Source organism: Hahella sp. CR1 (genome assembly GCF_029813005.1).
Classification (GTDB): Bacteria; Pseudomonadota; Gammaproteobacteria; order Pseudomonadales; family Oleiphilaceae; genus Hahella.
Window position 1 is genome coordinate 253,786 of the sequence record NZ_JAPELK010000008.1, and the last position, 24,815, is coordinate 278,600.

The window sequence follows — 24,815 nt, forward strand, 5'->3', positions numbered from 1 at the left end:
GTCGATGCGGAAGATGAATAAAGGCGTGCCGGAAATCGAGTTGACGGACCGCAGCGCGGGCACCGTGCGTTATATCGAGCATGGATTCCCCAGCGATTTGATTCGCTGGCACGTGCACGAGGAGTACGAGTTGCACTTCATCGTCGCCACCACCGGCAAAGTCTTTATCGGTGATTACGTGGGGCTGTTCGGGCCGGGACAGTTGATTCTGACAGGGCCCAGGCTGCCGCATAACTGGATCAGCAAAAATGACCCGGAGTCTGAAGTGGAGCTACGGGACATGTTGCTCCACTTCAATCACGACACGATTGAGCAGGGCATCAAGGTCATTCCCGAATTGAGCCAGTTGCTGCCGATGCTGGAGCGTGCGCGCTCCGGCATCGAATTCATCGGCGTCGATCTTGATGAGGTGCGCACCCGTTTCGCAGAGATCCGCGACGCCTCCGGTCTGGCCCGTATTGTGCTGTTTTTTGATTTCATGAATGAGCTGGCGGCCTGGCCGAACTACCGCATGCTCTCCACCATGCAGATCAACTCCAAAGCCAACGAGACCATGCAACGCAAGATCAATACGGTGGTGGAGTATGTTATCAACAATATTGAATCGCCGATCAGCTTGCAGGAAGTATCGGAACTGGTGGGCATGACGGACAGTCACTTCTCACGCTTTTTCCGCAAAGCCACCGGCAATCGTTTTGTGGAGTTTCTTAATCGCATCCGCGTCAGCCGCGCATGCTGTCTGCTGGCGGAAACCGATGAGCAGGTGGCCAGCATCTGTTTTCAGGTGGGCTTCAATAATGTCGCCAATTTCAATCGGCGCTTTCAGGAGTTGAAAGGGCTTACGCCCAGAGAGTACCGGCAGCAGGCGACTCAGCGTTTTTAGTCAGGCTGGAGAGCGTTACTCGTTCTCCACTTTCGCCCTGACGGCCTGGATTTCATCCAGTTTGACTTTCAGTATGGCCTCCAGCTTGATGAGCTTTTCAAGCGTGTCGACGTCTTTTTGCCGTTCATACAGTTGCGTGAAGGTGCGGGTGATTTCATTGAGAATCGGATGCAGCTTTTCGAACTCCTCAGCCATGGCGTGTCCTCCTACATTCTGAATAGACACCTGATACAGTTTCGTACCCAATACTAATTTTATAGAAGCAGAACCCCGCTTTCGCCAGCTTGACGCGGCTATGCGCCATCACGCAAGGAACGCCGTGTTTATGCATACAGGTGGGCGTTAGCACGGCGAAAGTCCGCAGGAGACAAGGCCTGGCGCGCCAAGACCTTGTCGTTTGTTGGACCATTGAAGGGGGGCTGTCGGCCGGATTAACTTACTTTCACTATTCTCACTATTCTCACTATTTTCATAATGCTCATACCGGCGTTATTCACCCACCCGCATGTTTAACATGCCTGTACATTTAACATGTCTGTACGTTTAGCATGCCCTGGCTACTTCGGAGCGTAAGTCGCCGGCAGGCTTAAATCGCCGGAGGCTACATCCCACACATTGGTCACGCACAATAATGGACTGTGTACGTTGACGTTGACCCGCAGGGCGGCGGTGACGCCGTCATACTGAAATGCTTCAGGGAAACCCATGTCTTTGAGTGGAACCCGTGCGCGGACCTGCTCTCCTTTCAGCTCCGGCTCATAACCCGGGCTATCGATAAACAACGGCAGTCCAGGCCAGGTCGCAGGCAGGTCGGGGTGCGCGCCTGCGGGAATGTCCTTCACCTTCAATGCACCGGGGCCGCACTGTTCATCCGGCGTCAGCACCACCCAGTGGCTATGCCAGAGATCGCCGTCATTATCGAACTTGCCGTCAGCGTTCTCGTCGAATTTTGGCGTGTCGTCAAAGTCGGGATGTGCGGTTAGCACGAAGGCGAGAATGCCCTGGTCTGCTGCAAACCCCACTGCGCTGCTATTCAGAGAGGTTGGCCAGACATAGCTGAACACGTCGCTGCCGGCCAACTGTCCGATAGCGTTGGGCTTCAGCGCGCCTGCGCCATCGTGAACGCTGTGTTCAAAGACCGCGTTGGGGCCCTCGCGATAAACGCGGGTTTGAATCAGGTCGAACTGCGCCTTCACTGCGTTATTAGTGGCGGACTCGATTTTCGTGTCGGAAGGCGTATGGGCGCAGGCGCCAACGGAGAGCGCCAGAGCGCTGCAAGCAAGTAATCGGGACGTAAACATAGAAACCTCTTTTTAGTATCGAATCGAAACATGATTAATTTATCTTTTTGAAAGGTTTCGAGTCAATACTATATTGGCGTCTATGGAGCCTAATTGTTCTTATCACCCTGATAGAAATTGCATATCAGAAGGATGATCAGAAAGTTCGCATCATCGGGACGGTTGTGATTACAGTGTTGTGTCGATAATATTTGCGGATGCCTGATAATCTTATTTTTGATTTCATCGAACGTATCGGTTACGTCATCCGCACAGAGTGGCGCAAGGCGTTACTGGAGTACGATCTGCAGCCGGTGCATCTGGATGTGCTGCGTTATTTGGCGGCCTGCAACCGCTATTCGGATACGCCGCAAGGCGTTGCGGAATATCTGGAAATCACCAAAGGCACGATCTCCCAGAGCATCAAGCAGCTTGAGACCAAAGGCTTTGTAGAAAAGCAGGCGGACGCCTCGGATCGGCGCATGGTGCACCTGCATCTGACGGAAAAGGCGCAAGCGCTGCTGGATAAACTGACGCCACCACCCGGATTCGACGACGCCATGCGCAATTTCTCCGGACAAGAGGAAGCCGCCTTACTTGGAAACCTGCGCGATATCCTGGCGCAATGGCAGATCGCGCGTAAACGGCAGCGTTTTGGCGTTTGCCATACCTGTCGACACTATCAGCCCGGCGGCGCGGGCACGGGTCAATGTGGGTTGACGGGGGAAGGGCTGTCTGCGGAAGACTCGCAAAAAATCTGCCGTGAGTTCACCTGATCCTTTAGCCCTGGCATGGGAATGGCTAGGCTTAGTCGGTCACCTTTTCTTATGCGGAAACAAATAATGAAAGTTCTGATTGCTCCAGACTCGTTCAAAGAATGCCTGTCTTCCCGGGAAGTCGGCGCCGCTATCATGGAGGGCGTACTTCGCGCTGCGCCTCACGCTCATTGCGAAGCGATACAAATCTCCGATGGCGGCGAAGGCTTTGTCGCGGCGATTCTCGCCAATAAGGGCGGGCATGAGCGCTACGTGACGGTGCGTAACCCCTTGGGAGAGCCGGTAACCGCCATGTGGGGGCTGTTGGAGGATGGCGCCACGGCGGTGATAGAAGTCGCCGCAGCCACAGGTCTGCATTTATTGGCGCGAGAGCAGCGTAATCCTTTTCTGGCGGGCAGCTGGGGCAGCGGTGAAGTCATTCGCGATGCCCTGGACGCCGGCGCCAGGCGTTTCATGATCGGACTCGGCGGCAGCGCCAGCAATGACGGCGGAGTCGGGATGTTGATGGCGTTGGGGCTGCGCGCCCTCAATGCTGAGGGTGGATTAATCGCTCCTTGCGCGCAGGGTTTAAGGGATCTGGTCACGCTGGACTTCAGTGGGCTGGACCCGCGCTTGCGCGCATGCGACATCACCATCGCGCTGGATGTGGACAATCCCCTGTGCGGGGAACAGGGCGCGTCGGCGGTTTTTGGTCCGCAAAAAGGCGCTACGCCCGGTGATGTGCAGGAACTCGATCGCTTGTTGTCCCATTGGCTGGCGTTGAATGAGCAGACGCTGGGACGAGAGTTGGGGGCGATACCCGGTGGTGGTGCGGCGGGAGGATTAGGAATGGCGTTTGTTGGCGTACTTGGCGCCCAAGGACGCAAGGGCATTGATTTGGTGCTGGAGCTCAGTGGATTTGATGAAAAGCTAAAGGGAGCGGATCTGGTGTTTACCGGAGAAGGCTGTATGGACAGTCAAAGTCTGCGAGGCAAAGCGCCACTGGGCGTGGCGCAGAGAGCTCAAAGAGCCGGCGCGCCCACCATTGCGCTGGTTGGCGCGCTTTTGGGCGATGCGACGGCGGCGCGAACAATGGGATTGACCGCTGTCTTTCCCATTGCGCCGGGAGTGGTCACTCTGGACCAGGCCCTGGCGGATGCCGCCGTCAACCTGCGTCGCAGCGCGGAAAATGCGACAGCCTGCTTCCTTGCTGGACGAGGCTGACGAACTCTTAAGCGGCGGCCACTTCCGTGGCTGCGGCGATTTGCTGTTGCGCGTCGGCCAGAATGGACTCCGGATCAACCATGATGCGGTCGGCGTTGATAAAGGTCACATCCTTGATGCCGATGAAGCCCAGCACCTGACGCATATAGGCGGACACAAAGTCTGCCGCGCTGTTGACGGGCGTGCCGCCGGTGACAGCCACTACATACGCCTTTTTATTTTCCAGCAGTCCAACAGGGCCCTGCTCGGTATAACGGAAAGTCACCTGCGCGCGGCAGATCTGGTCGATATAGGCTTTCAACGTGGCGGGGACGCTGAAGTTATACATAGGGGCGGCGATAATCAGCGTGTCGGCCGCCTGTAACTCCTCGATCAGGCTGTCTGACAGCGCCAGCGCCTGATTTTGCGCTTCAGTGCGCTGATCCGCCGGGGTGTAACTGGCGCCGATCCATTCTTCCGTGACGAAAGGCAATCCGCCGGATACATCGCGGGAAACCACTTCCGCGCCAGGGTTGGCCGCCACCAGTTGTTCAGTAAGTTGTTGTGCGAGCTTGCGGCTCATTGAACTTTCCGCACGGGCGCTGCTGTCGATTTTCAGAATGCGAGTGTTTGAATGGTTCATGGATTATCTCCTGAAAGTTTGGCTGTCGTTTAGATGGGCTCACTATATTTGTTGAGATAAAAGGGATAAACATGGCTGAAGGGAAAATTCTGTTGCTAAAATAAGAACAATTAAGCGAAACATAGTTGGAGGGAACGCATGAGTCGCTTTGAGGAAATGCAGATCTTCGCCAAAGTGGTGGAGACTGGCAGCATCACCCGCGCAGCGCAGGTTCTGGACATCGCCAAGTCAGCGGTGAGTCGCCGTCTGGCGGAACTGGAATCCCGTCTGGGCGTGCAGTTGCTGGTGCGAACGACCCGCAAGTTGACCCTGACCGAAACAGGGCGCAGTTATTACGAGCGCTGTTTGCGACTGTTAGAGGATCTGGCGGAACTGGAAGAGGCGGTGACCAGCGAGCACAAGTCCCTCAGCGGCAAGCTGAAGATAGCCGCGCCGTTCACGTTCGGGATGATGCACTTGGGCTGCGTGTTCAATGACTTCATGCAAATGCACCCGAACCTGAATTTCGACATCAATTTTAATGACCGTCAGGTCGACATCGTGCAGGAAGGGTATGACCTGGCGATTCGTATCGGGCGCCTGGTGGACTCCACTTTGATCGCCCGCCCGATCTGCAAAATACACACGGTGATCTGCGCCAGTCCCGCCTATCTGGAGAAGTTCGGCGAGCCCAAAACCCCGGAAGAATTAACGCAGCATCGAGTGATTCATTACTCCAATCTGCCCAACAGCATCTGGCGCTTCTGGAACAGCAAGGGCGAATGCATCGAGGTGAGTGTGAATCCCTGGCTGCAGGCGAACGCCGGCGATTATTTACGGCAGGCGGCGGTCAACGGCTATGGGATCGTGACGCAGCCTAATTTCATTTTGTACAAGGAAATCGCCAGCGGCGCCCTGAAGCCCATACTGACGGAATACCAACTGGTGGAATCGAACGCGTATCTGATTTATCCCCATACCCGCCATCTTTCGCACCGGGTGCGCACTTTTGTGGATTATGTTCTGGAGCGTTTCAAAGGGACGCCTTATTGGGATCAACCCCTGAATGAGTTCTGCGAAAACGCGGGCTGTCCGTCGCCCTCCGACTTCAAGCCGCGACCGGAGGACGGGGCGCCAGCCATGAAATAAAGAACTCGGCCAGCCTTGAGCTGCCGCGGGTTTGCGCCACGACAAAAATTTCCGGCAGCTCGGGGAGTCCTTCCTCTGGTCCTACCACCCGGGTTCCCGGTTGCAATGCATGCTGGGTGCGGGCGCTGACCGCCAGATTGCCCCGTACCGCCGACATCAACGCGTTGAGGTTGTTGGTGGTGTACGCCTCCTGCCACACAATGCCGGCGGCTTTTAGCGCCTTTTCACTGATTGAACGGAACTGGCAGGGCGTGGTGAAGTTGGCCATGCGCAAAGGGACGCTGGGATCGAACTGATACTTGTCCGACGCCACCCAGACCATCTTCGCTTTGCTGAGGACTAACTCGTCCGCGGAAGGGTCCTGAGTCAGGCGAATAATGCAGTCAAACTCTTCCTGCTCGAACGCGTTATGCAAATGCATGCTGGATGCGGAGCGCACGTTAAGTTTTATCAGTGGATACTGCATGGCGAATTTGGACAGCTCATTGGTCAGGTCTCCGTCTACTAAAGAGCGGGAAATGCCGATGGTCAGCTCGCCTTCAAACTGCACGCCCTGGATAGCTTTCAATGCTTCGTTCTGCAGATCCAGAATTTTGCGGGCGTAGATCAGCATGGTTTCGCCTTCTGGCGTCAGTTCTTTACGCCGTCCCACCGTTCGGAACAAGGCGACGCCGAGGCGCTCCTCCAGACGGCTGAGTTGCATGCTGACGGTGGATTGGGTTTTGAACAGGCGTTCGCTGGCGCGCAGCACGCCGCCGCTGTCCACAACGGTGACGAAGGTTTGCAGTAATTCCGTGGAAATATCAGGTAGCTTCATATATCAAATATCTTGAACTATATGATCACGAAATATTGATTTTTATGAATCATAGAACGAACTAAGATGAAATGAAAGTTCAGTACAGATCCAAGAGGGTATGAGTATGAAAGCACTGACAATGGCGGAAGTGTTCCTGATGACGGAAACTGCTCGGGAAGATCCCGCGAAGAAAGCCCGTACAGTGGACTATCGAATAGAAGAGGATGGAAGCATCGATTATCGCTACTACATCAATCGGGCTCACGAGATGCGAGCGGAGTATGCGAATTCTTTAGTGCGTAAGCTGTGGAGGAAGCTGCGTGGTTGAGCTGAGTTTCCAGTCTACGGGAACGTCTTCCATCGCCAGTCTGCCGTCTTTGTCGCTGGAATAGCGGATTTTGACAGCGCCGCCTTCCACGACAAAGCGGATCGGCCACTTAACGATTTTTCCTTCCTGACCGTACTCCACTGGCGATGAAGCCAGCGCTTTTTGCAAAGGTTGTCCGCAGGCGTCAAAGGACGCAGGGGGACTGAACAGAGAAATGCTTTCTATTCTGTCCGGCCAGCCGCTTACATGAAGATACAGCTCGTAGACGTTATCGCCGACTTTCTGGCTTTCCAGTAATTCGTAAATATTGCCGAACAGGCACTCCTGCGAAGCCGCGTTACCGCGACTGTTAGCTTTGAAATACAAAGCGAGTCCCATCGCCGGCAATATTATCGCCAGCGCAGCAATTAATTTTGAATAGTTCGAAATCCCCATGCCTTCATCATGCGCCTTCACCGACTAGCGCTCGTATGTTAGCAGAAAGAATTAGGATGAGGCGTTTCCTCCGCATTAAACTGGGTTAACCTTTGACGTAGTATTGAGCATGAGCTTTTGGCCTGATGGCCGCTCCTATGGCGCCTTACTGCTGGCGTATATTCTGTAGAGGTTTGACCGGGCGTTATGGATTTATTGAGAGTGTTATTGTCGCTGGCGTTATTCGTCGGCGCGGTGATCGGCGTTGTAAGTCAGTTCACCCAGGGTTTTAATGGGTGGATACTGGCGGCATCCATCGCGGGATTTATCCTCGCTCATTATGTCTGGCCAAGTAAAAAGCATCGCCACAGCGATAGCGGCTGGCTGGACGCACTGGATTGGCTTGAGTTCATTATCGACATCAGTTTTGAACTGGTCATTCTGCCTTTCCGTCTCATTCGCATGCTGTTTCGCGATGGCGATGCCGGCATCGATTTGTAGGAAAGCTTCACAAGAGGTGGTCGACCATGCAGGAAGCCTTTGTTTTCGATGTTAACGATGGGAAGCAATATCATGCTGCGACCATTCAGGACGTAGAAGACGGCTTATTGCTCGCTTGCTTTGCGGGCCCTAGGGAAGGATCGCAGAAAACGGGGATTTGGGGGGCTGAGTATCGTGATGGACGCTGGGGCAACCAGCGCCTCCTGGTTGATCCCCTGCAGCCAAGCGGACGCCGCTACCCCTTATGGAACCCCGTTTTCTCAAGGTCTGGCGACGGTCGCATACTGTTGTACTATCAAGTGGGCCCGAGTCCTTCCCGCTGGTGGGGCGCCTATATAGAATCTGTGGATGAAGGCGCTACCTGGTCGCAGCCGCGATTGCTTGATAGCGGTAGAATTGGGCCGGTGCGCGGGCGTCCAGTCGTTTTACCCTCCGGCGTCATGCTTATCCCAACCAGCACAGAAAATGAGGCGTGGCGAATCTGCTTTGAGCGCAGTGAAGACAGGGGAGAAGCCTGGAGCGCGCATGGGCCGAGGGCCTCGTCTTTGTCGGCGATTCAGCCCGTATTGCTGATTCATGGGCAGGCCATTCAGAGCCTTTGCCGTACGACGGAAGGCTTTCTGGGTGAATGCTGGTCGTTTGATGAAGGTCTAAGCTGGACTGATTTGCGCCTGACACAAATACCTGCGCCAGACGCCGCCATTGATGTGGTGCGCGCCAACGACGGTCAGTTTCTACTGTTGCATAACTCCGGCGCGGCTGGTCGCGCTGTGCTGATCATGTCCGCCTCGACAGACGGCGAGCAATGGCGACCTGTTCATGTGCTCGAAAACGGCGAGGGAGAATTCTCATACCCGTCTGCCTGCGTGACTCGCTGCGGCGATCTCCATATCGCTTATACATGGCGGCGCGAGACGATCAAACATGTGTCCTTCACCGCAGAGGAGTTGCGCGGCCTGCTGGACGCGGTTTGATTAAGTCACCGTCTCGCTGACCAGAATCTCCTTTAGAAGCTTTTCCAAGCTTTCTACCTGCAGAGGCTGACTGTCGATCACTTCGATACGGCTGTCCGGCGCTTCGGTGACGGTATAAACGGTAACGCCTCCGTTCTCCGCATTGATCACCGCTGCGCCTTCCGATGTGCGAAATACGCCTTTGCAGCGCTCTACATTCAGGGAGTAGACGAGATTCAGCACTTCTTTCATATCGAAACGGTATTTGGGTGAGAAAACCCAGCCGCAACTGAAATAACCATCGCCGCGATTTTCTTTGCGTACGATATCCTGTTGAGGGGCGAGAGCAATGTCGATAAGTGGCAGTTTGCTCTCCGGCGACGCTGGAATGCTGTAGTCGCTGGGGGCGGCGGAGTGTTCCAGCCAATCCGGGTTCACGCGACCGTGATTGACCCAGCCAATGGCGTCCTCATGCAAGTCGGGCCTGGTGGCCTTAACCCATTCATAAAACACCCGCTTATCTTCGTCTGAGCATAAGTCGGTTTTGTTGGCGATCAGGATGTCGGCGACCTGAACCTGCTTTCTGAAATTCTCATTCTCGTTATAACGTGGGTCTGTGATCTTTCTTGGGTCCAGCAGGGTCAGGGTCGCTTGAATACTGACGATATCCCGGTAGTGCTCGCCGTTAAGCGTCGCGATAATTTCATCGGGATGCCCAAGTCCGGTCGGTTCGATCAGCAAGCGGTCCGGCTTGCGCGCCAGCAGCATGTTCAGGCCAATTTGCATTGGCAGCCCGTTCACGCAACACATACAGCCGCCAGGGACTTCTTTCACCAATGCGCCCTTGTTGGAAAGAATGGCGCCGTCTATGCCGACTTCACCGAACTCATTTACTAAAACCGCCCAGGTCTCGTTGGCGGGTTTTTGGTCCAGAAGGTGAAGAATGGCGGTGGTTTTTCCGGCTCCCAGAAAGCCGGTGATAATACTGGTGGGGATTCTGTTAGGCACTGCGTTCTGTTCTTTGGTTGGCATTATGCGAGTCCCTTTGCGTCGTCGGTCCGTGGAAACGGGTGTTATGTTATAACAAGTCTTTCCCTTGGACCAGACGCAATGAACTTACAATGGCTCCGTTCGAGGAAGCTCTACAGCTCTCCGGGAGTGGCGCCGAAGGCGCGCTTAAACGCGGTGACGAAATTGGAAGGATGGCGATAACCGGCTCTGTAAGCGGCTTCGCCAATGCTGAGTTCTTTTTTCAACAATGCATCGCGGGCCGCCTCCAGTTTTCGTTGGCGCACGTATTCGAAGACGGTGCGTCCGTAGGCGAGCTTGAAGCGGCGCTGTAAGGTGCTGACGCTCATGCCCACAGCGGCGGCGGTTTCTTCCAGTGAATCAATAGTCTCCAGATGCGCTTCAATAAACTCTCTGGCGGTTGCGATGCGGCGGCTTTCCTGTGGCTTTGGGGCGTCAGCGGTTTCTGCGCGGGGCTTGCTGATATGCTTCGGCAGCATCAACATGCCGTCGCTGAGTAGTTCCATAGCGCGGCTTTCAATATAAAGGCTCAAGAGTAGACGATTCAGGGGAGGGGGATTGAGAATCTGCTCCGCCAGTCCAATCAAGCGGGCGGACGCTGGCCATTTTGCGAACGTCACCTCCTCTCCAAACAGTTCCTCCAGATCAAGGGCCGCGCCGCCTTCCTCCAGACTGCGACATTCCAGCCATTCGCGACTGACGGAGATATTCACCTTGGTGAGACAGCGATTGGCGCGCAGTCTGCGGTGGAAGGTTTGCTGGTTGGGAATGCATAAGGCGAAACATTCCGGACCTGCGCCGCCGGCTTCAAAGCTGGCGTCGCCCAAAGCGAAATCCAGCTTGCCTCTCAGTATGACCGATAAGGTCAGTTTAGCCGGTAGCTCCATGCTGGTGGACAGCGTTTGCAGCTCTTTGAGGTCGCTAAGGTGCACGGAAAGACCTGACGGATAACTGGTCAGCGCGAAGCGTCCTTCCATGATGGCGTCTTTACGATGGGACTCTGAATACTCGACCTGCTGCCGGTAGCCGGCGTCGTTTGCCAGTCTGATCAGCTCGTCCGCGTTAATACGCGGGGCGGTTGACTGAGCCGCGTTTGCCATTTGGCGATACCTCATAACGTTTCGACGATTTTGCATAAGCATTGAGCCTTAATCACAGCTCATGTTAACGATAATATAATTGATAATAATTCTCATTAATATATTCCGGCGTCTAATGATCGCATCCGGACGGCTTTTTGTTGTCTGGGGCGTTATTGCGCGTCGATCCGGCTGGTTCTTAATTAGAGGTATTGAAATGTCCTTTCATGTTGTCCGAAGGTTAGCGCGTTCCGCCCAAGTTCCTTTCCCTCCCGCCAAGCTGCCGCTTGCATTGCGCTGTGCGTCTTTGGCTGTCGCTCTGGCGCCAGTGGCTGGCGTCGCTCAGGCGGAGGAGAGCACCAATCTGGCGCCGGTGACAGTTTGGGGGACGGAGGTATCCAGCTCGTCCGTGTATCTGGGTGAAGAAGACATTTCCATCAAACAGGCGGACCACCTCAGCGACCTGTTACGAGACCAGCCCGGCGTAGAAGTAGGCGGCACTCACTCCGTCAACCAGCGCATCAACATTCGCGGTTTGGACGACACTGACCTGGACATCCGTATCGACGGCGCTAGCCAAAGCAATTTCATGTACCACCACATGGGCAATCTGCTGATCAATGCGGATATTTTGAAAGCGGTGGATATTCAGGTGGGGGCTAACTCCATCGTTCACGGAGGATTAGGCGGCGGCGTCAAATTTGAAACCAAAGATGCGAAAGACCTGTTGAAGCCAGGCCACGACTTCGGCGGCAGAGTCTCTTTTTCACATTTCACCAATGACGCCACACAGGGATCTCTGACCGGTTATGGCAAATTGGGCGACAGCTTTGACTTCCTGGCCTATATGCTGGTGAACGACAGGGACAATCCGAAAGATGGCGATGGCGTGGAAAACGTCGGCAATGACGGCAAAATCAAAGACCACCTGATCAAGCTGGGTTATGACATCGGAGAGTATGATCGTCTGGAGTTCGGCTATGGCGCATATCGGGACGAGGGGGATTACACCTACCGTCCGGATATGGGACCGGCCACAAACACCAATATTCCAGGTAGCTCATTGCCCTATCCAACGGAATATAACCGTGACACATACACTCTGAACTACGACATGGATCGCGGCGATATGCTGAATTTGCGTCTGAGTCTGTCTCACAATGTACTGGACTTAAGGCGGGATGAATCCATCGTATCCGGCGGCATCATTGAAGGCGAGGCGATCAACTCAGGGGCGAACGCTACAGCGCAGACGTTGACCGAAGCGTTCGGTCTGGAGCACTTGTTCACTTATGGCTCTGATATCCTGCGTCAACAGGGTATTTCCTCTAAAGATGGGGAACAGTTGACTAAAGAGAAGGCGCTGAACATTGCTGTGTTTGCGGAAGATCGCGCCACTTTCGATAGCGGCCTCGCTATTACGCCTGGCGTCAGAGTAGATCGTTATAACCTTGATTCCGTGAATGCGGATAAAACTTACACGGAAGTGTCTGGCGCGCTGGCTGTAGAAATGCCTGTAACGGATGCGTTAAGTATTCGCGCCTCCACGACTCAGACGTTTAAAGGGCCTGAGTTGTCTGAGATCTTCAATAACGCAGGTGGAGTAAAAACGCCTAATCCAGACATCAGACCTGAAGACGGTCATAACGAAGAGTTTGGCGTTAACTATTTCAAGCCTGACGTATGGGGGGCTAAGTCTATCGCCGGTGGCGTGACTTTATACCGCACTAAGATCCATGATGTGATTCAGGCGTCTGAAACTGTCGACATGGATGAAAATGTGGGAACCGCCGTTATCGATGGTTATGAAGCCAGCTTTAAGTATTCATTGACAGACCTCTCCTTGATGCTGACCTATGCCTCCATGGACTCGGAAGTGCGTCGTCATGATGGTTCAACTACGCCGCTGGATCGAGAAATTGGAGACACAATAGGCGTTATCGTAACTTACTATGTACCTCGTGCTGATCTGACGTTTGACTGGAACGCGCAATTCGTATCCGAGGAAGACAACGTAGCTGAAGGCTCGGAAAATAAAGACGGCTACCAAGTACATAATGTGTCCATGCAATGGCTGCCGAAAGGACAGCTTGATGGTGTGGCGGTGACCTTTGGTATTGAAAACCTGTTTGATGAGCTATACACCGCTCACGCTTCACGCACGGGCAGAACCAATCACCCTGTCTTTGGCGAATTGCTGTTGAACGACTACGAGCCAGGCCGTAACTACAAATTGACGCTGGCGTATTCGTTCTAATGCTTGTGTAACAAGGACGCTTGTCAGTGATTCCGGCCTCGGATAGTTTGCGATGAATTTTGGAAACTAAGCCCGGGGCCGTTGGCTCTCTGCATAGAGGCCTTAACATAAAAAGGAAACACCAATGCTTAAATCTGTCGCGACAGTACCTACAGACTCTGCGAGCCTGTACCTCAACAAACTGTGCAAACACTTTCGCCATAAAGTGCCGGCGGAATGGGATGATCATGAAGGTCGGGTGCAGTTCAAGCCCGGTACTTGCGTGATGAAAGCCGATCAGGCGACGCTGGAAATGGTTTGCGAGGCGGAGAACGAGGAAGCGCTTGGCGTGGTTCAATATATTCTGGATGATCACCTAGTTCGCTTCGCACGCAAGGAAGATATCCAGATTAACTGGCGTCGCGTCGATTAAACCGTCAACGTTTTTAGCTGTATTACGCGTTCGTCCGACGTCTTCCGGGCGGCGCGTTTTTTCGTTTGTGGCGACGTGTTTTTAGCGCAGGCGCAAGAAGTCGCCAAGATGTGATGGCGGAAAAACGTGGCGAATAAATAAAGTGGTGAATAGATAAAAAAGGAGCAACAGGGCGTTGCTCCAAGAGGGGGTACTAAATCGCTTGCGCAACAAAGTTCTTTAACTGCGCCATACCCACGGCGCCGCTGTGGTTGGCTACGGCCTTGCCATCCTTGAAGACAATCAGAGTCGGAATGCTGCGAATGCCCATCGCGCTGGCGATCGCCTGATTGTCATCCACATTGACTTTGACGACCTGAATATCGTCCGCCATCTCTTCCGCTAACTCGTCCAGCACTGGCGCAATCGCCCGGCATGGCCCGCACCATTCAGCCCAAAAATCCACTAATACAGGCTTGTCTGAATTGATGACGGCGTCTTTAAAATCTGCATCTGAAATGTGCTTTACGAATGCGCTCATGGCTCACCTCGAATCTGAAATTGTGTAACTGAGGCAATAATGGGGATGAAACGCAAACAGGACTAATTGACCTTTTATATGGCGCTGATTAGTAAAGGTGATGATGGCTTGGGTTGGGGACAGGGCGCTTGCTTAAGGTTTAAAGTGCGCCGCCAGCTCTTTTAGTCTTGCGCCCAATTGATGCAGGTTGCGCACGGTTTCCTCCACCTGTCGGATACCGCTGACATTACCCTGGCTCGCTTCTCTGATGCTCTCTATCGCCTGGGCGATTTGATCCATGCCGCTGATTTGTTGCTGACTGGTGGCGGCGATCTGAATCGCCATCTGGCTTGAGGTTGTGGCGTTGTCCATGAGCGCCTTGATCGCTTCACCACTGAACTGCGCCCGCTGGGTTCCAATCGCGACCGCTTTGTGGCCTTGCTCAGCGACTAATACGGTTTTGTTCATCGCCTTCTGAATATCAGTCAGAATGGCGCGCACCTGTTTGGTCGCGACTTTGGACTGTTCCGCCAGGGATTTAACCTCCTGCGCCACAACGGAGAAGCCGCGTCCGATTTCCCCGGCTTTAACCGCTTCGATGGAGGCGTTCACGCCCAACAGGTTCGACTGCTCCGCCAGATCGTTTACCGCGGCGACCACATCGCCGATGGTCTGAGTTTGATCGCACAGTTGTGTAATGCTTTCGCCAATACCTTCCATTTGGGTGCGGATTTGCTGCATTCCCTGCAGCGCGTCATTCACCGCGGCGTGCCCTTCTTTGGCGACTTTACGGGTCTGCTCGGCGCTTTCGACGACCGTCTTGGCTTTGCTGCCCGCCATCAATGCCGTCTGTTTGACTTCTTCAACCGTGGCGGCGATTTCGCTGATGGCGGTGGCGGTATCCTGGCTGCTAGTCACCGCCTGATTGACGGAGCACATGATTTCATCATTGGCGGTTGCAAGCACGGAAATGACGTCATGCAGTTCTTTGCGCAGTCGGGTGGCCTTTTCGTCCGCCAGCTTGCGCTCAGAGATGTCAAAAATGCTCGCCAGCACCATGGGTCCTTCTTCTGACGCCATGGGGTTCAAGCCAATCTCGACGGGGAACTCAGATCCGTCTCGCTTGCGTCCGTACAGCTCTCTACCGGCCCCCATGCTGCGGGTGCTGGGATAGGCGAAAAAGGAGTTGATAAAGCTGGCGTGGCGACTGCGAAAACGCTCTGGAATGAGAAAGTCGACAGGCTTACCAATCACTTCATTCCTGGAGTAGCCGAATATCTTTTCCATTTGCGCATTCACCAACGTCACCTCGCCCTGTCTGTTGACGACTACAATGGCGTTGGGCGCGGACTCGATGACCTGGCGAAAGCGCTCCTCGGCGCGTTTACGTTCAGTGAGGTCGATAATGCTGGCCATCGCCATCATCTTGCCTCCTGATGGAATCGGCGTCAGGCCGATTTCAATAGGGAACTCCGCGCCGTCTTTGCGCATGCCGAACAGGTCGCGTCCAGAGCCCATTGCGCGACGCTCAGGATGCGCAAAAAAGCTGTTGCGTTGTGCGGGGTGAGCGTTACGGAAACGATGAGGAACCAGTATCTCAACCGGCTGGCCAATCAGTTCTCGGCGTGAATAACCAAAGCCGAGCTCGGTCTGCGCATTCACCATTTGAATGAGACCGTCCTGGTCGATCAGTATGATGGCGTTGGGGGCGTACTCCACTACATTGTGCAATGTCTCCCGCTCCGCTTTGCCACGAAACAGGCCTGCCTTGAACTGCTCCCATAGAGTGTTCTTCATACGCATATTCCCAGCGACTATTCCTTTCCTCTAAGCAAGAATAGACAAGTTTTGCGGGAGTCGTTGGCATATACGTGATATTGGATTAGCTTTTTGTGGCGCCAATGCGAACCGGCTTTTTGCTTGGGCGCATGGACAGAAAAATACCTGATACCGTGATGATGATGGCTAGCAACGCTTGCAGGTCCTGAGCCTCATCCAGGAACGCCCAGGCCATCAGGCTGGCGGAGATGGGCGTGGTCATGCCAATGATATTGTGCAGGGTAGGGCTCAATTTCATGGAAGACAGATTGTTCAGCAAATTGGGCAAAAAGGTGGCGAGCAGTCCCAAACCGACAATCAATATCAGATTGTGCTGAGTCACTTTTGCATCTCCTGGCTGAAGAAGCAGGCATGGCAATAAGAGTGCGACGCCAAGTACGAGGGTCAGATTGTTGATGTTGGCGGCGTTAACGACTCTCCCCTGATTTACTCTGCGCCACAAGGAAAAAGAAAACATGGCTCGCAAAAATGCGGCGCCCAAACCAAGCGCAGAGCCAAGGAGTATATCGCTGATGGCGTAACCTTCCGCAGCATAGTCTTTGCCGTAGAAATAGAACGCCAGGCCGGCAAAGGCGATAAGAAACCCGATGAGTTCATTCTGATTGAATTCACTCTGCAGGAACAAACGCAGAAGAAAAGTAAACAACGGCGCGAGAGCGATTAACAGCGCGGCGACGGCGACAGGAGCGTAATAGAAAGAGAATGTCGCCAGCACATAATAAAGCGTCATCATCAACGCCAATGGGAATTCCTGCGCCTGATAGGCAGAAGGCCCACTACGGCTGAAAGAATGCGCTTTTAGTAATACTGCGCCGAAAATGAAAGCAACTAAAAAGCGTCCCCAGATGATATGGAAAACGCTCATGCCATCGATGAACTTAACGAAAATCCCTGTCGACGCCCATAAAGTAGCGCATAGAAAGCTGTATAACATCCTGTTTGCCTATCGTTATTTTCCTGCTTCTTCTCTGGTAAAAGGCTTGCTGATGGGGACAATAATGCGACGCTTTTATCTGGCTATGAGCTTGTGGGGAAAGTGATTTTCACCGAAGCTAATCGAGGAAACCGGAAATATGCGCCGCCCGTTTTGCAGCTGTTCTTATTGTTATTATTTTTCAAGGGATTAGTAAATGGAAATAACCTGCCATTGCGGCAACATCAAGCTATCAATTGAAAATCCGCCGGCTGAGGTTGGTAAGTGCAATTGTTCGATTTGCCGCAGGTATGCGGCTTTATGGGGATACTTCTCTCCAGAAGAAGTAGAGATTGGATATGAGAAAGAAAAATCTGTCTTTTATATATGGGGAGATAGGGAGTTGGAGTTCCACCGCTGCAATCTCTGCGGGTGCGTCACCCACTATGTCACGACGCCTAAATGCCCGGGGGAGATAGTGGCGATTAATATGAACATGGCGCCTTGGGATGTGCTTGCGGCTATTCCTGTGCGTGAAATTGATGGCGCTGATTGATAGATATATAGGGTTACGGAAGTGAGTATGGATGTAGATAAAGATAAAAAGGTCATTTTTGACGTCATCGAAAGCGAACATAGCGAGGGGTTGGAAATCGTAGGCGTTCACTACGATTTGCAGTTTTTACGGGTTGATTTGGCGTCGCCGACGCTGGATGGCCGGATCAGCATGACTTTTGAACGTCCTACGGGGTTCAGGGTGCTGGATGAGGGAGATCTGCTGGAGTTCTGGGGAAGCCTCACTTCAAAGCAGGGATGGGCGTTCAGGATTCACGCCGGCGGCTGGTTGGAGCAGGAATCGCAGCGGTCGGGATTTGTGTCACAGCATCATGAAGGGTTGCAGGAGTATCTGATCATTGGCGAAAACGACTGTATCAGTGTCCTGTCGCAGTCTTATCCGACCATTGTCTTTCCCGACGTCGCCTAGCGGCGTTGTTTTCCCTGTGTGGGCGCGCGTTATTGGGTGGACGATTTTTGTTTATCCAAAGCGCCTGGGCTCGGAATATAATAGGGCGAATTAATACAACAAAAACCAACTACACCTCTTACTACATCCCTGACTTAAGGATTAACGAATGGCATTTGATTATGGCTCCATCGACCTGGGGCTGAAAAATCCTTTCAAACTCGAAGGCGCCGTGACGGCGGGCAGAGGCGCGATTCAGGTTTTGGTCGCTCTTTATCTTCTTGTGACGGCGGCGAGCGTGGTCAAAGGCGACGCCGCTTCAGGCTGGATTCTGATGGCCTTTGGCGTGCTCGTTCTGAGCATGGGCGTCATCGCCTTATCTTCGGGCGTCTATGCGATGCTGCGTTATTTTGTCGGGCGTAATCATCCCACCTCGCTGGCGGTAAATCAGAGTAAATCCCAGGCCAGTACGGCGCAGGAAGAACGGACCTACGTGGGCTATGACCATCGGCAGCTGGAAGAAATGCTGATGGGGCGCAAGAACATCACCTTTGTGGAGCCGAAAGGCTTGCTGGCGCGTCTGATTCACAGCCTTGTTCCCAAGCTGCTATTTATGCCGTATCCAGTCAGGAATATGTCGCAGCGTCTGTTTGGCGCCTGGGTGAATACCGCAGTGATGCTGGTCGCCTATGCGTTTGTCGCATTTGTGTCTCTCGCCGGTTTTGCGGGAGAGGCGGGAGAGTTGGCCTTTCCCGTGTATACGGCGTTATTGATGGCCTATTTGTTGTTTACCTGGCGAGCTGCAGGAAAACCTTTGGACCGCAAAGCGGAGAAGCAGGTTGAATCGCTGGGCGGCGGCTCTCTCGCCAAGGTGATTGCGCTCTCGTTCATTATCCCGTTGATCGTCGGTCTGGCGTTGTCCTGGGCCATGTCACAGTGGAAGATCTCGCGGACGGACGTTGAAGGCTGGCTGGCGCAACTGCCTGACCTGCACGCAGGGCTTTATATTGTCGGCGCATTGCTGATCGCCGCTGCCTGCAGTGTGATCGTATTGCTGATGTTGAAGCGGCGCCTGAGTAGCGCCGAGCCTGTCGCCGAAGTGTCCGAGCTGCGGGAGAACTGGCAGGAGTCGGTCCATCCCAAGGAAATTTTCATCAATCTCGATAACCTTGTCATGGCCAATCGCCGTTACAAAGAGGTCCCGAACCGTGTATACCGCGAACTTGACCCAAAACTGGACGAGCAGGTGGATGGCAAAGGCGGCTTCAAAGGAGAAATGATTCAGGAAGTGCAGCCGAAGGTCAGAGCCCTGGAACTGGGTGAGCTCTTCAAAAAGCTGCGAGTAGCGGCGTTGTTGGCGGGAAATATCCTGTTTATCGCAGCGACTGTGTACACGTTGATGCTGGCGTATGCGTTGGTGGATCTATATGCCTTTACTGTGCAGTCGGGCATCTCTTCATTGAAAGAAATATGGGGAACGCCGCGTTTTGAGGAATGGGCGGGGCTACTGATGAGTTGCGCGCATATGTTTCTGATCGGCTTTCTGCTCAAGTCTTTCGCCAAATTGCTCAGCGGCGCGGCGCATTTATTCTTTGCTGAAATCCAGTTTGAATCGCTGCTGGTCTACTTCAAGTGCGAAGGCACTTTTACTGAGTCGAAAATTTCCACTGGAACTGGCATTCACGACAGCACCCGTTCGGAGAATACTCTGGTGCGCTGCAGCATTACGCCATGGGTGATTGTCTCGCGCATCGTTTCGACCACTTTCGCCGCCACTGGTATGAGAAACCTGGAGCATCCCAGACATATTCTGGAGATGCATCGGGATGACGAGCAGTTGCAGGAGATTAAACACGACGTGGTGGCGTTCTTGAAAGACAGGGAGTCCATCGCCGCGATCACCAGCGCAAGAGATCTAGGCAACGCGTCGCAGATTCATCAGCTTAATCAGCAAACCCGGGCTATCCCCACCCAGCAAACCCTGGCTCATGATGAAGAGGCGGCTGGCTATCTCAGACAGGAATCGCAGCGGGACGATTCGCATTAGCCGTTAGGCGAAGATAGGCCGCCATCCGCGGCAGCCTGGTTGATGTCTCTTCAATGAACCTGGGAGCAGCTCAGGCTGCAAACCTGGTTGCGGCCATTGTTCTTGGCCTTGTATAGCAGCTCATCCGCCACGGCCAGCATGTGTTCGAAGTGTTCGCCGTTGGTTTCATCACAGATGCCGAAGCTCATGGTGACGGTCAAACCTTCTGCCGTCTGCTCCCATGGGTGCTGCTCAATGGCTTTGCGGATTCTCTCCATCATTTCCATCGCGGCTTTGGGTGAGGTGTTGGGCAGCGCTAACACCATTTCCTCACCGCCGTAACGGGCTACGATGTCGCTGTTGCGAATGCTGTTCATGAGGATTTTCGACACCTGTTTCAGCACTTCGTCGCCAATGACATGGGAATAACCGTCATTGATGCGTTTGAAAAAGTCGATGTCTCCCAGCACCAGACAAAAGCCGTTACCGTAGCGCAACGCGTTGGCGTGAAGCACTTTGACTTCTTCATTGAAAAAGCGGCGGTTATAAAGCCCGGTGAGTTCATCGCGGATACTGAGTTCTCTTAGCTGTTCCGCCTGTTTCGCGACTTTGTTGCGAGAGTCCTCCAGGTTTTTGTAAGCCTCATGCAACTGGGTGTTCATCAGGTTGAACGCCTTCGCCAGAGCGCCGACTTCGTCTTCGGATTTGACCGGCACCTGCTGCTTGAAGTCGCCCTCCGCCATGCGGTTCACCGCAGATGTCAGGTGATTCAGGGTGCGCACGAGACGGCTTCCTTCCCAGATCCCAAATGGAATGATGAATACGATAGCGCCTAATGCGGAGAAGAACAGCGTTTCCCTCAGCGTATGCAAATAGGCGAGATCGGCTGCCGACAGATCTGGTTCGCCGCTGGAAAGCGCATAGGCCACAAGGCGGCCTTTCAACCACAGAGAATCGGCGCCTGACAGCTCCTCTTCTGTGAGCTTCTGACCAATTTTATAGTCCTTGCCTCCATGCAGAATATGGCCCTGGGTGTCCGTCAGTACGAATGCGAAGGGGCGTTCATCCGATGCATTGGCGTCAGGGCGTTGCATCGGCGGGGGCAGCCCGGAGAAATAGGGCGCGTCCCCCTGGCCTTGTGGCCTCATAGGTGGAGGATTGCGGGGCTTACGATGTAATTTGCGACTATTTTCTTCCGCTATGGCGAAACGCAGCGCGTCTTTTTCCGTGTCCCAGGAATTGTTCTCCCGAATATAGCGTTCAATGGCGGCTTGAAAGCGCCCATAATGCGCGTCCTTGGCATGCTCGACGAATTCGTGCTCCACCATAATCGGCGTCATAATGGCGATGATGATTACGACTAGCAGACTGGTGGAAATCAAGGCCAAAACGAGTTTTGCTTTTAATGAGGTCACGGCGCTCTCAACAAGTGGACGTGGTAAATTATTGTAGCCTTTCTTGAATAGGTGTTCCTACTTATTATAGCCCAGCGTGATAACGCTGCTCAGGTATGGCCAAAAAGTATAAGGCCAGCCTGGCGCCAGCTGTTTTAGCATGTGGCGCTTAAAGATTAAGTGCTGTCTGAGGTGAATTTTTCTATGTCCCCGAAGGTCTGTGAAGTGAGAAAGGGGTTGAAAGGGAGTGCAAATGGAAAACTCGGTGTGCCGCTATCTTCAAAATAACTTCAAGGGGCTCGAGTTGGCGCCGCCCTTGTTTTACAGGTGGCCTATCGGAGTCCGGTTCGAGATCGGGTCGCCGGAAGCAGGCGTCTGGCGCGATTTTGAAAACGGCGTTTTGAATACCCTTTATTTTGAAAAGGCCTTGCAGCGAGAGGTTTCTATCTGTGATGCGGTCTTTTCAGAATCCGACGATGTGGACGTTGTATATGAAATTCTTGGCCATCGTCGCCGTAAAATAAAGATGAAGAGTTATGTTTTACGGCAGATAAATGATTCGGCGCGCAAGCATGTAACCTTTGCATCGAAAAAGGTGGATGGCGCTAGAGGCCAATATCGGAAAATCGCGTATGTAACAGGAGCAATCTCCAGAGAAGTGAACTATGCAAACCTGTTTTTATCCATAGTGAACACGGACTTTCCTCAACGGAAACCGTCGTTGCGTGGGCGCTGTTATTTCGTGAACCGAACAAAAGGTATGATCCTTCATTTGTACGATGATCGTGGCATGGATGTCATTGCGACAAATCGTAGCGCTCTGAGGGAAGTATACGTTCGCTGTAACGATTGGATTCTGGATCAGGACAAGCCGGGAATCGACGCGCTGTTCCTGAATGAGTAGCCACAGGCTTAAGCGCTAGTCCGCCTGCAATCGTCGCTTGGTTTGCAGCCTTCCATCCGAAAACTCACACTGACAGGCCACCCGGAAGAAAGGCGCTTGATGATTCAGGATGCTTAATCTGTCTGACGCGGCGCCGTCGCGCATAACAATGAATCCCTTGGCCTCGGCTTCCTGAATGACGGTTTCTATTAACGCGCCTTGCGGGAGGTCCTCGCAAAATGTCTGGATTGAGTGCTCCAGTCCCCATCGCAGGGCGATAACGGCGCCGATCAACGCCGCCACGATGGCGAGGGGGATGATGATTTCCCTGAACAGTTGAGACAGAAAGCCAGACTTGCTCATAAGACGAAATATCCTCTAACCAGCGTCTTAACCTGCTTGTTGGAGCACGCAATCGGGCTATCGTCCAGCCCATCCACCATTAATTTGATCCCTGCAAAATAACTTTTACAAACATGACCTTATAACGTCACTTTGCACTTTTACGATGTACACTCCTTAGCTCAAGACAAAGGAATTCATGCAACAAAAGGAGGCATTGTGAAAACCATAACCCCATTCATTATAGGCGTGAGCGCGGCGTTCGCCGGGCTGGCTGATGCGGCGCCGACGGTGTCAGCGGACGCTTTCAACGGGTTGGGCGGACGCCCGGAATTGTATCGTGGCGGAGTGGAAATAATTCCCTCCGACAACGGTGAGGTCACACGGGAATTTGCGGAAGGTCGGGTTTTTGAAGATCGTAACCGTAACGGCAAGCTGGATCGTGGCGAGCGCGGATTGCCACGGGTGAGGGTGTCCAATGGATATGATGTGGCGCTGACGGACTATCGCGGTTATTACAAATTACCCGCGAAATCCCGCGGCCTGAATGCATTCACCCTGTTCGTCACCAAGCCGGCCGGTTTCGATTTGCCGGTCAACGAAGACAACGTCCCGCAGTTTTCCTATCACCATATTCCCAACGGTTCGCCGGAGCTGCGCTTTGGCGGGTTGCCAGCCAGCGGACCGCAGCCGAAGGCGGTGAATTTCCCCATGGTGCGGGGCCCTTATAAGAAACACTTCAAAATTGCCGTATCCGGCGACACGCAGCCCTATTCCAACAACGAAGTTGGTTACGTGCGCGACTCTCTGGCCGCAGAGTTGGCGGCGAGGCAGGATCTGGAACTGGTGATGATTGAAGGCGACATCATTGGCGATGATCTGGGTCTGTATCCCCGTCTGAAAAAGACGATGAGCATAGCCGGCGTGCCGGTCTATCTGACGCCGGGCAACCATGATATCGACAATGACGCCACCAGCGATAAGCACAGCCTGGATACGTTCAAGCGCGAGTGGGGACCCGCTTACTACTCCTTTGAAGTCGGCGACGTGCATTTTGTCGTGCTGGATAATGTGCGCTATCCCTGCACGCCTGAGTCGGATAATGCCGACGGCAAACATGACTATTGCGACAATCCGGCGACTGCTCCCACCTATAACGGCGTCATTGATGAAGCGCAGGTGGAGTGGCTGACCAACGATATCGCTGCGACGTCGCAACATAAGTTGATCGTGCTGAACATGCATATTCCGTTGGTGTCGTTCTCGGATATGGGCTCCACCAAGCATCAGACGGATAACGTCGCCTGGCTGTATGAGCTGTTGCAGGGGCGTCCCGCTCTGGCGCTGGCGGGGCATACGCATAACCTGGAAAACATCGTCGCCGGCGAGTTCTATCAGGGATGGGACGAAGCGGTGGGGGCGGGACCCACGCCGATCCCGCACATTATTACCGGCGCTACGGCGGGCTCATGGTGGTCCGGCGACTTTGACGATAACAACCTGCCGATGTCCATCCAGCGCATGGGAGCGCCGCGTGGATATATGCTCTTTGAGTTTAAGGGATCGCAGTTCACCAGTACTTTCAAAGCCGCCGGCAAGGACCCACAGGAGCAAATGTCCGTGGACTTCCTGTCGCCGACCTTTTTGAACTGGTATCAGTCTCTGAAAGAGTGGGCGTTGACGCCCGAAGGCTCCCGTTCGCCGACGCCGCCCTTGAATCTCAATGATTTACCGGACACCAGCATTTTGACCGACGCTGATTTCGCTGGCGGCGTCAGTGCGGCCATCAATGTGTGGAACGGCTCCAAAAATACGCAGGTGTGGACGCATATCGACGATGGTCCTCTGGTTGAAGCCGTGCGCACTCAGAGTGGGACCGGTGAAGGCAAGAGCAATAGCCTCGATCCTTTCGCCCTGAAGAAGCAGATGTATGTGTATCGCTATGCCGCCAAGAGTGAATCAGGAGAGGAGCGGGCTCAGGGGTTTGAGTTGTTTAACGGCTCCCGTTTTGGCGTCGCCGATCCGCAACCCTCCGGCGCGTCCATGTGGACGGAATCCTCCAATCATATCTGGACTGTCGCTATTCCCGCGGACCTGGAGCAAGGCTCGCACTATCTGAGAGTCATCGTGAGTAACGGCGAGGGTCAGATCTTCACCAGCGTAAAAGCCTTTGAAGTGATGGACGAGCGGCCGGCGCCGTATTTCCGCAAGGAAGTGTTTGAGTAGACTTACATCAAGCTGTTAGCGCCACTGCCGGAGTTGGACTCCGACAGTGGCGTGGGTCAGGTTGG

General features: G+C 53.7%; 26 protein-coding genes. 14 read left to right on the forward strand and 12 right to left on the reverse strand.

The window, feature by feature from the left end:
• Positions 1-4 precede the first annotated feature (4 nt).
• Positions 5-883 carry an AraC family transcriptional regulator gene (locus tag ONV78_RS20110; protein ID WP_216736963.1) on the forward strand — a complete coding sequence of 293 codons (879 nt, stop codon included), beginning with the start codon at positions 5-7 and terminating at the stop codon, positions 881-883.
• Positions 884-898: 15 nt separating this feature from the next.
• Here ONV78_RS20110 and ONV78_RS20115 read toward each other — a convergent pair whose 3' ends face one another.
• A complete protein-coding gene (locus ONV78_RS20115) occupies positions 899-1,078 on the reverse strand; it encodes a hypothetical protein (RefSeq protein WP_127973212.1) in 180 nt (59 codons plus the stop codon).
• Between the two features lie 362 nt (positions 1,079-1,440).
• The gene (locus tag ONV78_RS20120; RefSeq protein ID WP_279505842.1) at positions 1,441-2,184 is read right to left on the reverse strand and encodes a hypothetical protein; all 744 of its coding nucleotides are present in this window, start codon (positions 2,182-2,184) and stop codon (positions 1,441-1,443) included.
• 197 nt (positions 2,185-2,381) lie between these two features.
• Between ONV78_RS20120 and ONV78_RS20125 the strand changes: the two genes are divergently transcribed.
• Both ONV78_RS20125 and ONV78_RS20130 read left to right on the forward strand, forming a co-directional pair.
• Positions 2,382-2,939 carry a MarR family transcriptional regulator gene (locus ONV78_RS20125; protein WP_279505843.1) on the forward strand — a complete coding sequence of 186 codons (558 nt, stop codon included), beginning with the start codon at positions 2,382-2,384 and terminating at the stop codon, positions 2,937-2,939.
• A gap of 66 nt (positions 2,940-3,005) precedes the next feature.
• Positions 3,006-4,142 carry a glycerate kinase gene (locus ONV78_RS20130; RefSeq protein ID WP_279505845.1) on the forward strand — a complete coding sequence of 379 codons (1,137 nt, stop codon included), beginning with the start codon at positions 3,006-3,008 and terminating at the stop codon, positions 4,140-4,142.
• A 7-nt stretch (positions 4,143-4,149) separates the two neighbouring features.
• On the opposite strand, the gene ONV78_RS20135 is transcribed toward ONV78_RS20130, so the two are convergent.
• Positions 4,150-4,764, reverse strand: a complete 615-nt coding sequence (locus tag ONV78_RS20135; protein ID WP_279505846.1) for an NAD(P)H-dependent oxidoreductase — start codon at positions 4,762-4,764, stop codon at positions 4,150-4,152.
• A 138-nt stretch (positions 4,765-4,902) separates the two neighbouring features.
• Between ONV78_RS20135 and ONV78_RS20140 the strand changes: the two genes are divergently transcribed.
• Positions 4,903-5,892 (forward strand): LysR family transcriptional regulator, encoded by a 990-nt coding sequence (locus ONV78_RS20140; RefSeq protein ID WP_279505847.1) that lies wholly within the window; start codon positions 4,903-4,905, stop codon positions 5,890-5,892.
• On the opposite strand, the gene ONV78_RS20145 is transcribed toward ONV78_RS20140, so the two are convergent.
• The gene (locus ONV78_RS20145; RefSeq protein WP_279505848.1) at positions 5,852-6,709 is read right to left on the reverse strand and encodes a LysR substrate-binding domain-containing protein; all 858 of its coding nucleotides are present in this window, start codon (positions 6,707-6,709) and stop codon (positions 5,852-5,854) included. The two genes, ONV78_RS20140 and ONV78_RS20145, sit on opposite strands and share 41 nt — an antisense overlap.
• A gap of 106 nt (positions 6,710-6,815) precedes the next feature.
• Between ONV78_RS20145 and ONV78_RS20150 the strand changes: the two genes are divergently transcribed.
• Positions 6,816-7,019 (forward strand): hypothetical protein, encoded by a 204-nt coding sequence (locus ONV78_RS20150; RefSeq protein ID WP_279505850.1) that lies wholly within the window; start codon positions 6,816-6,818, stop codon positions 7,017-7,019.
• Here the strand turns inward: ONV78_RS20150 and ONV78_RS20155 are convergent.
• A complete protein-coding gene (locus ONV78_RS20155) occupies positions 6,984-7,475 on the reverse strand; it encodes a hypothetical protein (RefSeq protein ID WP_127973204.1) in 492 nt (163 codons plus the stop codon). The genes ONV78_RS20150 and ONV78_RS20155 overlap by 36 nt on opposite strands.
• Before the next feature lie 165 nt (positions 7,476-7,640).
• Here ONV78_RS20155 and ONV78_RS20160 point away from each other — a divergent pair, with 165 nt between their 5' ends.
• Both ONV78_RS20160 and ONV78_RS20165 read left to right on the forward strand, forming a co-directional pair.
• Positions 7,641-7,934: a hypothetical protein gene (locus ONV78_RS20160; RefSeq protein ID WP_279505852.1), complete on the forward strand. Its 294-nt coding sequence runs from the start codon at positions 7,641-7,643 to the stop codon at positions 7,932-7,934.
• A gap of 26 nt (positions 7,935-7,960) precedes the next feature.
• Positions 7,961-8,908, forward strand: coding sequence for an exo-alpha-sialidase (locus ONV78_RS20165; RefSeq protein WP_279505854.1), 948 nt, complete (start codon positions 7,961-7,963; stop codon positions 8,906-8,908).
• Here ONV78_RS20165 and ONV78_RS20170 read toward each other — a convergent pair whose 3' ends face one another.
• Together ONV78_RS20170 and ONV78_RS20175 are read right to left on the reverse strand one after the other, a co-directional pair.
• The gene (locus ONV78_RS20170; protein ID WP_279505856.1) at positions 8,909-9,919 is read right to left on the reverse strand and encodes a GTP-binding protein; all 1,011 of its coding nucleotides are present in this window, start codon (positions 9,917-9,919) and stop codon (positions 8,909-8,911) included. It abuts the gene before it with no gap.
• A 110-nt stretch (positions 9,920-10,029) separates the two neighbouring features.
• Positions 10,030-11,016, reverse strand: a complete 987-nt coding sequence (locus ONV78_RS20175; RefSeq protein ID WP_279505858.1) for an AraC family transcriptional regulator — start codon at positions 11,014-11,016, stop codon at positions 10,030-10,032.
• Positions 11,017-11,212: 196 nt separating this feature from the next.
• Between ONV78_RS20175 and ONV78_RS20180 the strand changes: the two genes are divergently transcribed.
• Positions 11,213-13,252, forward strand: a complete 2,040-nt coding sequence (locus ONV78_RS20180; RefSeq protein WP_279505859.1) for a TonB-dependent receptor — start codon at positions 11,213-11,215, stop codon at positions 13,250-13,252.
• 124 nt (positions 13,253-13,376) lie between these two features.
• The gene (locus ONV78_RS20185; RefSeq protein ID WP_127973198.1) at positions 13,377-13,664 is read left to right on the forward strand and encodes a DUF2218 domain-containing protein; all 288 of its coding nucleotides are present in this window, start codon (positions 13,377-13,379) and stop codon (positions 13,662-13,664) included.
• 193 nt (positions 13,665-13,857) lie between these two features.
• On the opposite strand, the gene trxA is transcribed toward ONV78_RS20185, so the two are convergent.
• The 3 genes from trxA to ONV78_RS20200 all read right to left on the reverse strand — a co-directional run bounded on the left by trxA (position 13,858) and on the right by ONV78_RS20200 (position 16,936).
• On the reverse strand, positions 13,858-14,184 hold the full coding sequence (trxA, locus tag ONV78_RS20190; RefSeq protein ID WP_216736977.1) for a thioredoxin: 327 nt from the start codon (positions 14,182-14,184) through the stop codon (positions 13,858-13,860).
• 132 nt (positions 14,185-14,316) lie between these two features.
• Positions 14,317-15,960: a PAS domain S-box protein gene (locus ONV78_RS20195; RefSeq protein ID WP_279505861.1), complete on the reverse strand. Its 1,644-nt coding sequence runs from the start codon at positions 15,958-15,960 to the stop codon at positions 14,317-14,319.
• Between the two features lie 85 nt (positions 15,961-16,045).
• Complete coding sequence (locus ONV78_RS20200; RefSeq protein WP_279505862.1) at positions 16,046-16,936, reverse strand: DMT family transporter; 891 nt, start codon at positions 16,934-16,936, stop codon at positions 16,046-16,048.
• 196 nt (positions 16,937-17,132) lie between these two features.
• On the opposite strand from ONV78_RS20200, the gene ONV78_RS20205 reads away from it, so the two are divergent.
• The 3 genes from ONV78_RS20205 (at position 17,133) to ONV78_RS20215 (ending at position 19,926) form a co-directional block, all read left to right on the forward strand.
• On the forward strand, positions 17,133-17,471 hold the full coding sequence (locus ONV78_RS20205) for an aldehyde-activating protein (RefSeq protein WP_279505863.1): 339 nt from the start codon (positions 17,133-17,135) through the stop codon (positions 17,469-17,471).
• Between the two features lie 27 nt (positions 17,472-17,498).
• Positions 17,499-17,900: a hypothetical protein gene (locus ONV78_RS20210; protein ID WP_279505865.1), complete on the forward strand. Its 402-nt coding sequence runs from the start codon at positions 17,499-17,501 to the stop codon at positions 17,898-17,900.
• Positions 17,901-18,048: 148 nt separating this feature from the next.
• Positions 18,049-19,926 (forward strand): hypothetical protein, encoded by a 1,878-nt coding sequence (locus ONV78_RS20215; protein WP_279505866.1) that lies wholly within the window; start codon positions 18,049-18,051, stop codon positions 19,924-19,926.
• Positions 19,927-19,976: 50 nt separating this feature from the next.
• Here the strand turns inward: ONV78_RS20215 and ONV78_RS20220 are convergent, their stop codons facing one another.
• On the reverse strand, positions 19,977-21,320 hold the full coding sequence (locus ONV78_RS20220) for a diguanylate cyclase (protein ID WP_279505867.1): 1,344 nt from the start codon (positions 21,318-21,320) through the stop codon (positions 19,977-19,979).
• 232 nt (positions 21,321-21,552) lie between these two features.
• Between ONV78_RS20220 and ONV78_RS20225 the strand changes: the two genes are divergently transcribed.
• Positions 21,553-22,203, forward strand: coding sequence for a DUF3885 domain-containing protein (locus tag ONV78_RS20225; RefSeq protein ID WP_279505868.1), 651 nt, complete (start codon positions 21,553-21,555; stop codon positions 22,201-22,203).
• Positions 22,204-22,218: 15 nt separating this feature from the next.
• On the opposite strand, the gene ONV78_RS20230 is transcribed toward ONV78_RS20225, so the two are convergent.
• Complete coding sequence (locus ONV78_RS20230; RefSeq protein WP_279505870.1) at positions 22,219-22,545, reverse strand: hypothetical protein; 327 nt, start codon at positions 22,543-22,545, stop codon at positions 22,219-22,221.
• Positions 22,546-22,743: 198 nt separating this feature from the next.
• Between ONV78_RS20230 and ONV78_RS20235 the strand changes: the two genes are divergently transcribed.
• Positions 22,744-24,750 carry a calcineurin-like phosphoesterase C-terminal domain-containing protein gene (locus ONV78_RS20235; protein ID WP_279505872.1) on the forward strand — a complete coding sequence of 669 codons (2,007 nt, stop codon included), beginning with the start codon at positions 22,744-22,746 and terminating at the stop codon, positions 24,748-24,750.
• Positions 24,751-24,815: the final 65 nt, after the last annotated feature.

Bases quoted from the DNA above. Each gene is read 5' to 3' on its own strand.
- ONV78_RS20210 (WP_279505865.1), top strand. From the start codon at position 17,499: ATGGATGTAGATAAAGATAAAAAGGTCATTTTTGACGTCATCGAAAGC.
- ONV78_RS20205 (WP_279505863.1), top strand. From the start codon at position 17,133: ATGGAAATAACCTGCCATTGCGGCAACATCAAGCTATCAATTGAAAAT.
- ONV78_RS20165 (WP_279505854.1), top strand. From the start codon at position 7,961: ATGCAGGAAGCCTTTGTTTTCGATGTTAACGATGGGAAGCAATATCAT.
- ONV78_RS20130 (WP_279505845.1), top strand. From the start codon at position 3,006: ATGAAAGTTCTGATTGCTCCAGACTCGTTCAAAGAATGCCTGTCTTCC.
- ONV78_RS20230 (WP_279505870.1), bottom strand. From the start codon at position 22,545: ATGAGCAAGTCTGGCTTTCTGTCTCAACTGTTCAGGGAAATCATCATC.
- ONV78_RS20195 (WP_279505861.1), bottom strand. From the start codon at position 15,960: ATGAAGAACACTCTATGGGAGCAGTTCAAGGCAGGCCTGTTTCGTGGC.
- ONV78_RS20115 (WP_127973212.1), bottom strand. From the start codon at position 1,078: ATGGCTGAGGAGTTCGAAAAGCTGCATCCGATTCTCAATGAAATCACC.
- ONV78_RS20145 (WP_279505848.1), bottom strand. From the start codon at position 6,709: ATGAAGCTACCTGATATTTCCACGGAATTACTGCAAACCTTCGTCACC.
- ONV78_RS20225 (WP_279505868.1), top strand. From the start codon at position 21,553: ATGGAAAACTCGGTGTGCCGCTATCTTCAAAATAACTTCAAGGGGCTC.
- ONV78_RS20135 (WP_279505846.1), bottom strand. From the start codon at position 4,764: ATGAACCATTCAAACACTCGCATTCTGAAAATCGACAGCAGCGCCCGT.
- ONV78_RS20150 (WP_279505850.1), top strand. From the start codon at position 6,816: ATGAAAGCACTGACAATGGCGGAAGTGTTCCTGATGACGGAAACTGCT.
- ONV78_RS20120 (WP_279505842.1), bottom strand. From the start codon at position 2,184: ATGTTTACGTCCCGATTACTTGCTTGCAGCGCTCTGGCGCTCTCCGTT.
- ONV78_RS20200 (WP_279505862.1), bottom strand. From the start codon at position 16,936: ATGTTATACAGCTTTCTATGCGCTACTTTATGGGCGTCGACAGGGATT.
- ONV78_RS20160 (WP_279505852.1), top strand. From the start codon at position 7,641: ATGGATTTATTGAGAGTGTTATTGTCGCTGGCGTTATTCGTCGGCGCG.
- ONV78_RS20110 (WP_216736963.1), top strand. From the start codon at position 5: ATGCGGAAGATGAATAAAGGCGTGCCGGAAATCGAGTTGACGGACCGC.
- ONV78_RS20215 (WP_279505866.1), top strand. From the start codon at position 18,049: ATGGCATTTGATTATGGCTCCATCGACCTGGGGCTGAAAAATCCTTTC.
- ONV78_RS20140 (WP_279505847.1), top strand. From the start codon at position 4,903: ATGAGTCGCTTTGAGGAAATGCAGATCTTCGCCAAAGTGGTGGAGACT.
- ONV78_RS20125 (WP_279505843.1), top strand. From the start codon at position 2,382: ATGCCTGATAATCTTATTTTTGATTTCATCGAACGTATCGGTTACGTC.
- ONV78_RS20175 (WP_279505858.1), bottom strand. From the start codon at position 11,016: ATGGCAAACGCGGCTCAGTCAACCGCCCCGCGTATTAACGCGGACGAG.
- trxA (WP_216736977.1), bottom strand. From the start codon at position 14,184: ATGAGCGCATTCGTAAAGCACATTTCAGATGCAGATTTTAAAGACGCC.
- ONV78_RS20185 (WP_127973198.1), top strand. From the start codon at position 13,377: ATGCTTAAATCTGTCGCGACAGTACCTACAGACTCTGCGAGCCTGTAC.
- ONV78_RS20180 (WP_279505859.1), top strand. From the start codon at position 11,213: ATGTCCTTTCATGTTGTCCGAAGGTTAGCGCGTTCCGCCCAAGTTCCT.
- ONV78_RS20170 (WP_279505856.1), bottom strand. From the start codon at position 9,919: ATGCCAACCAAAGAACAGAACGCAGTGCCTAACAGAATCCCCACCAGT.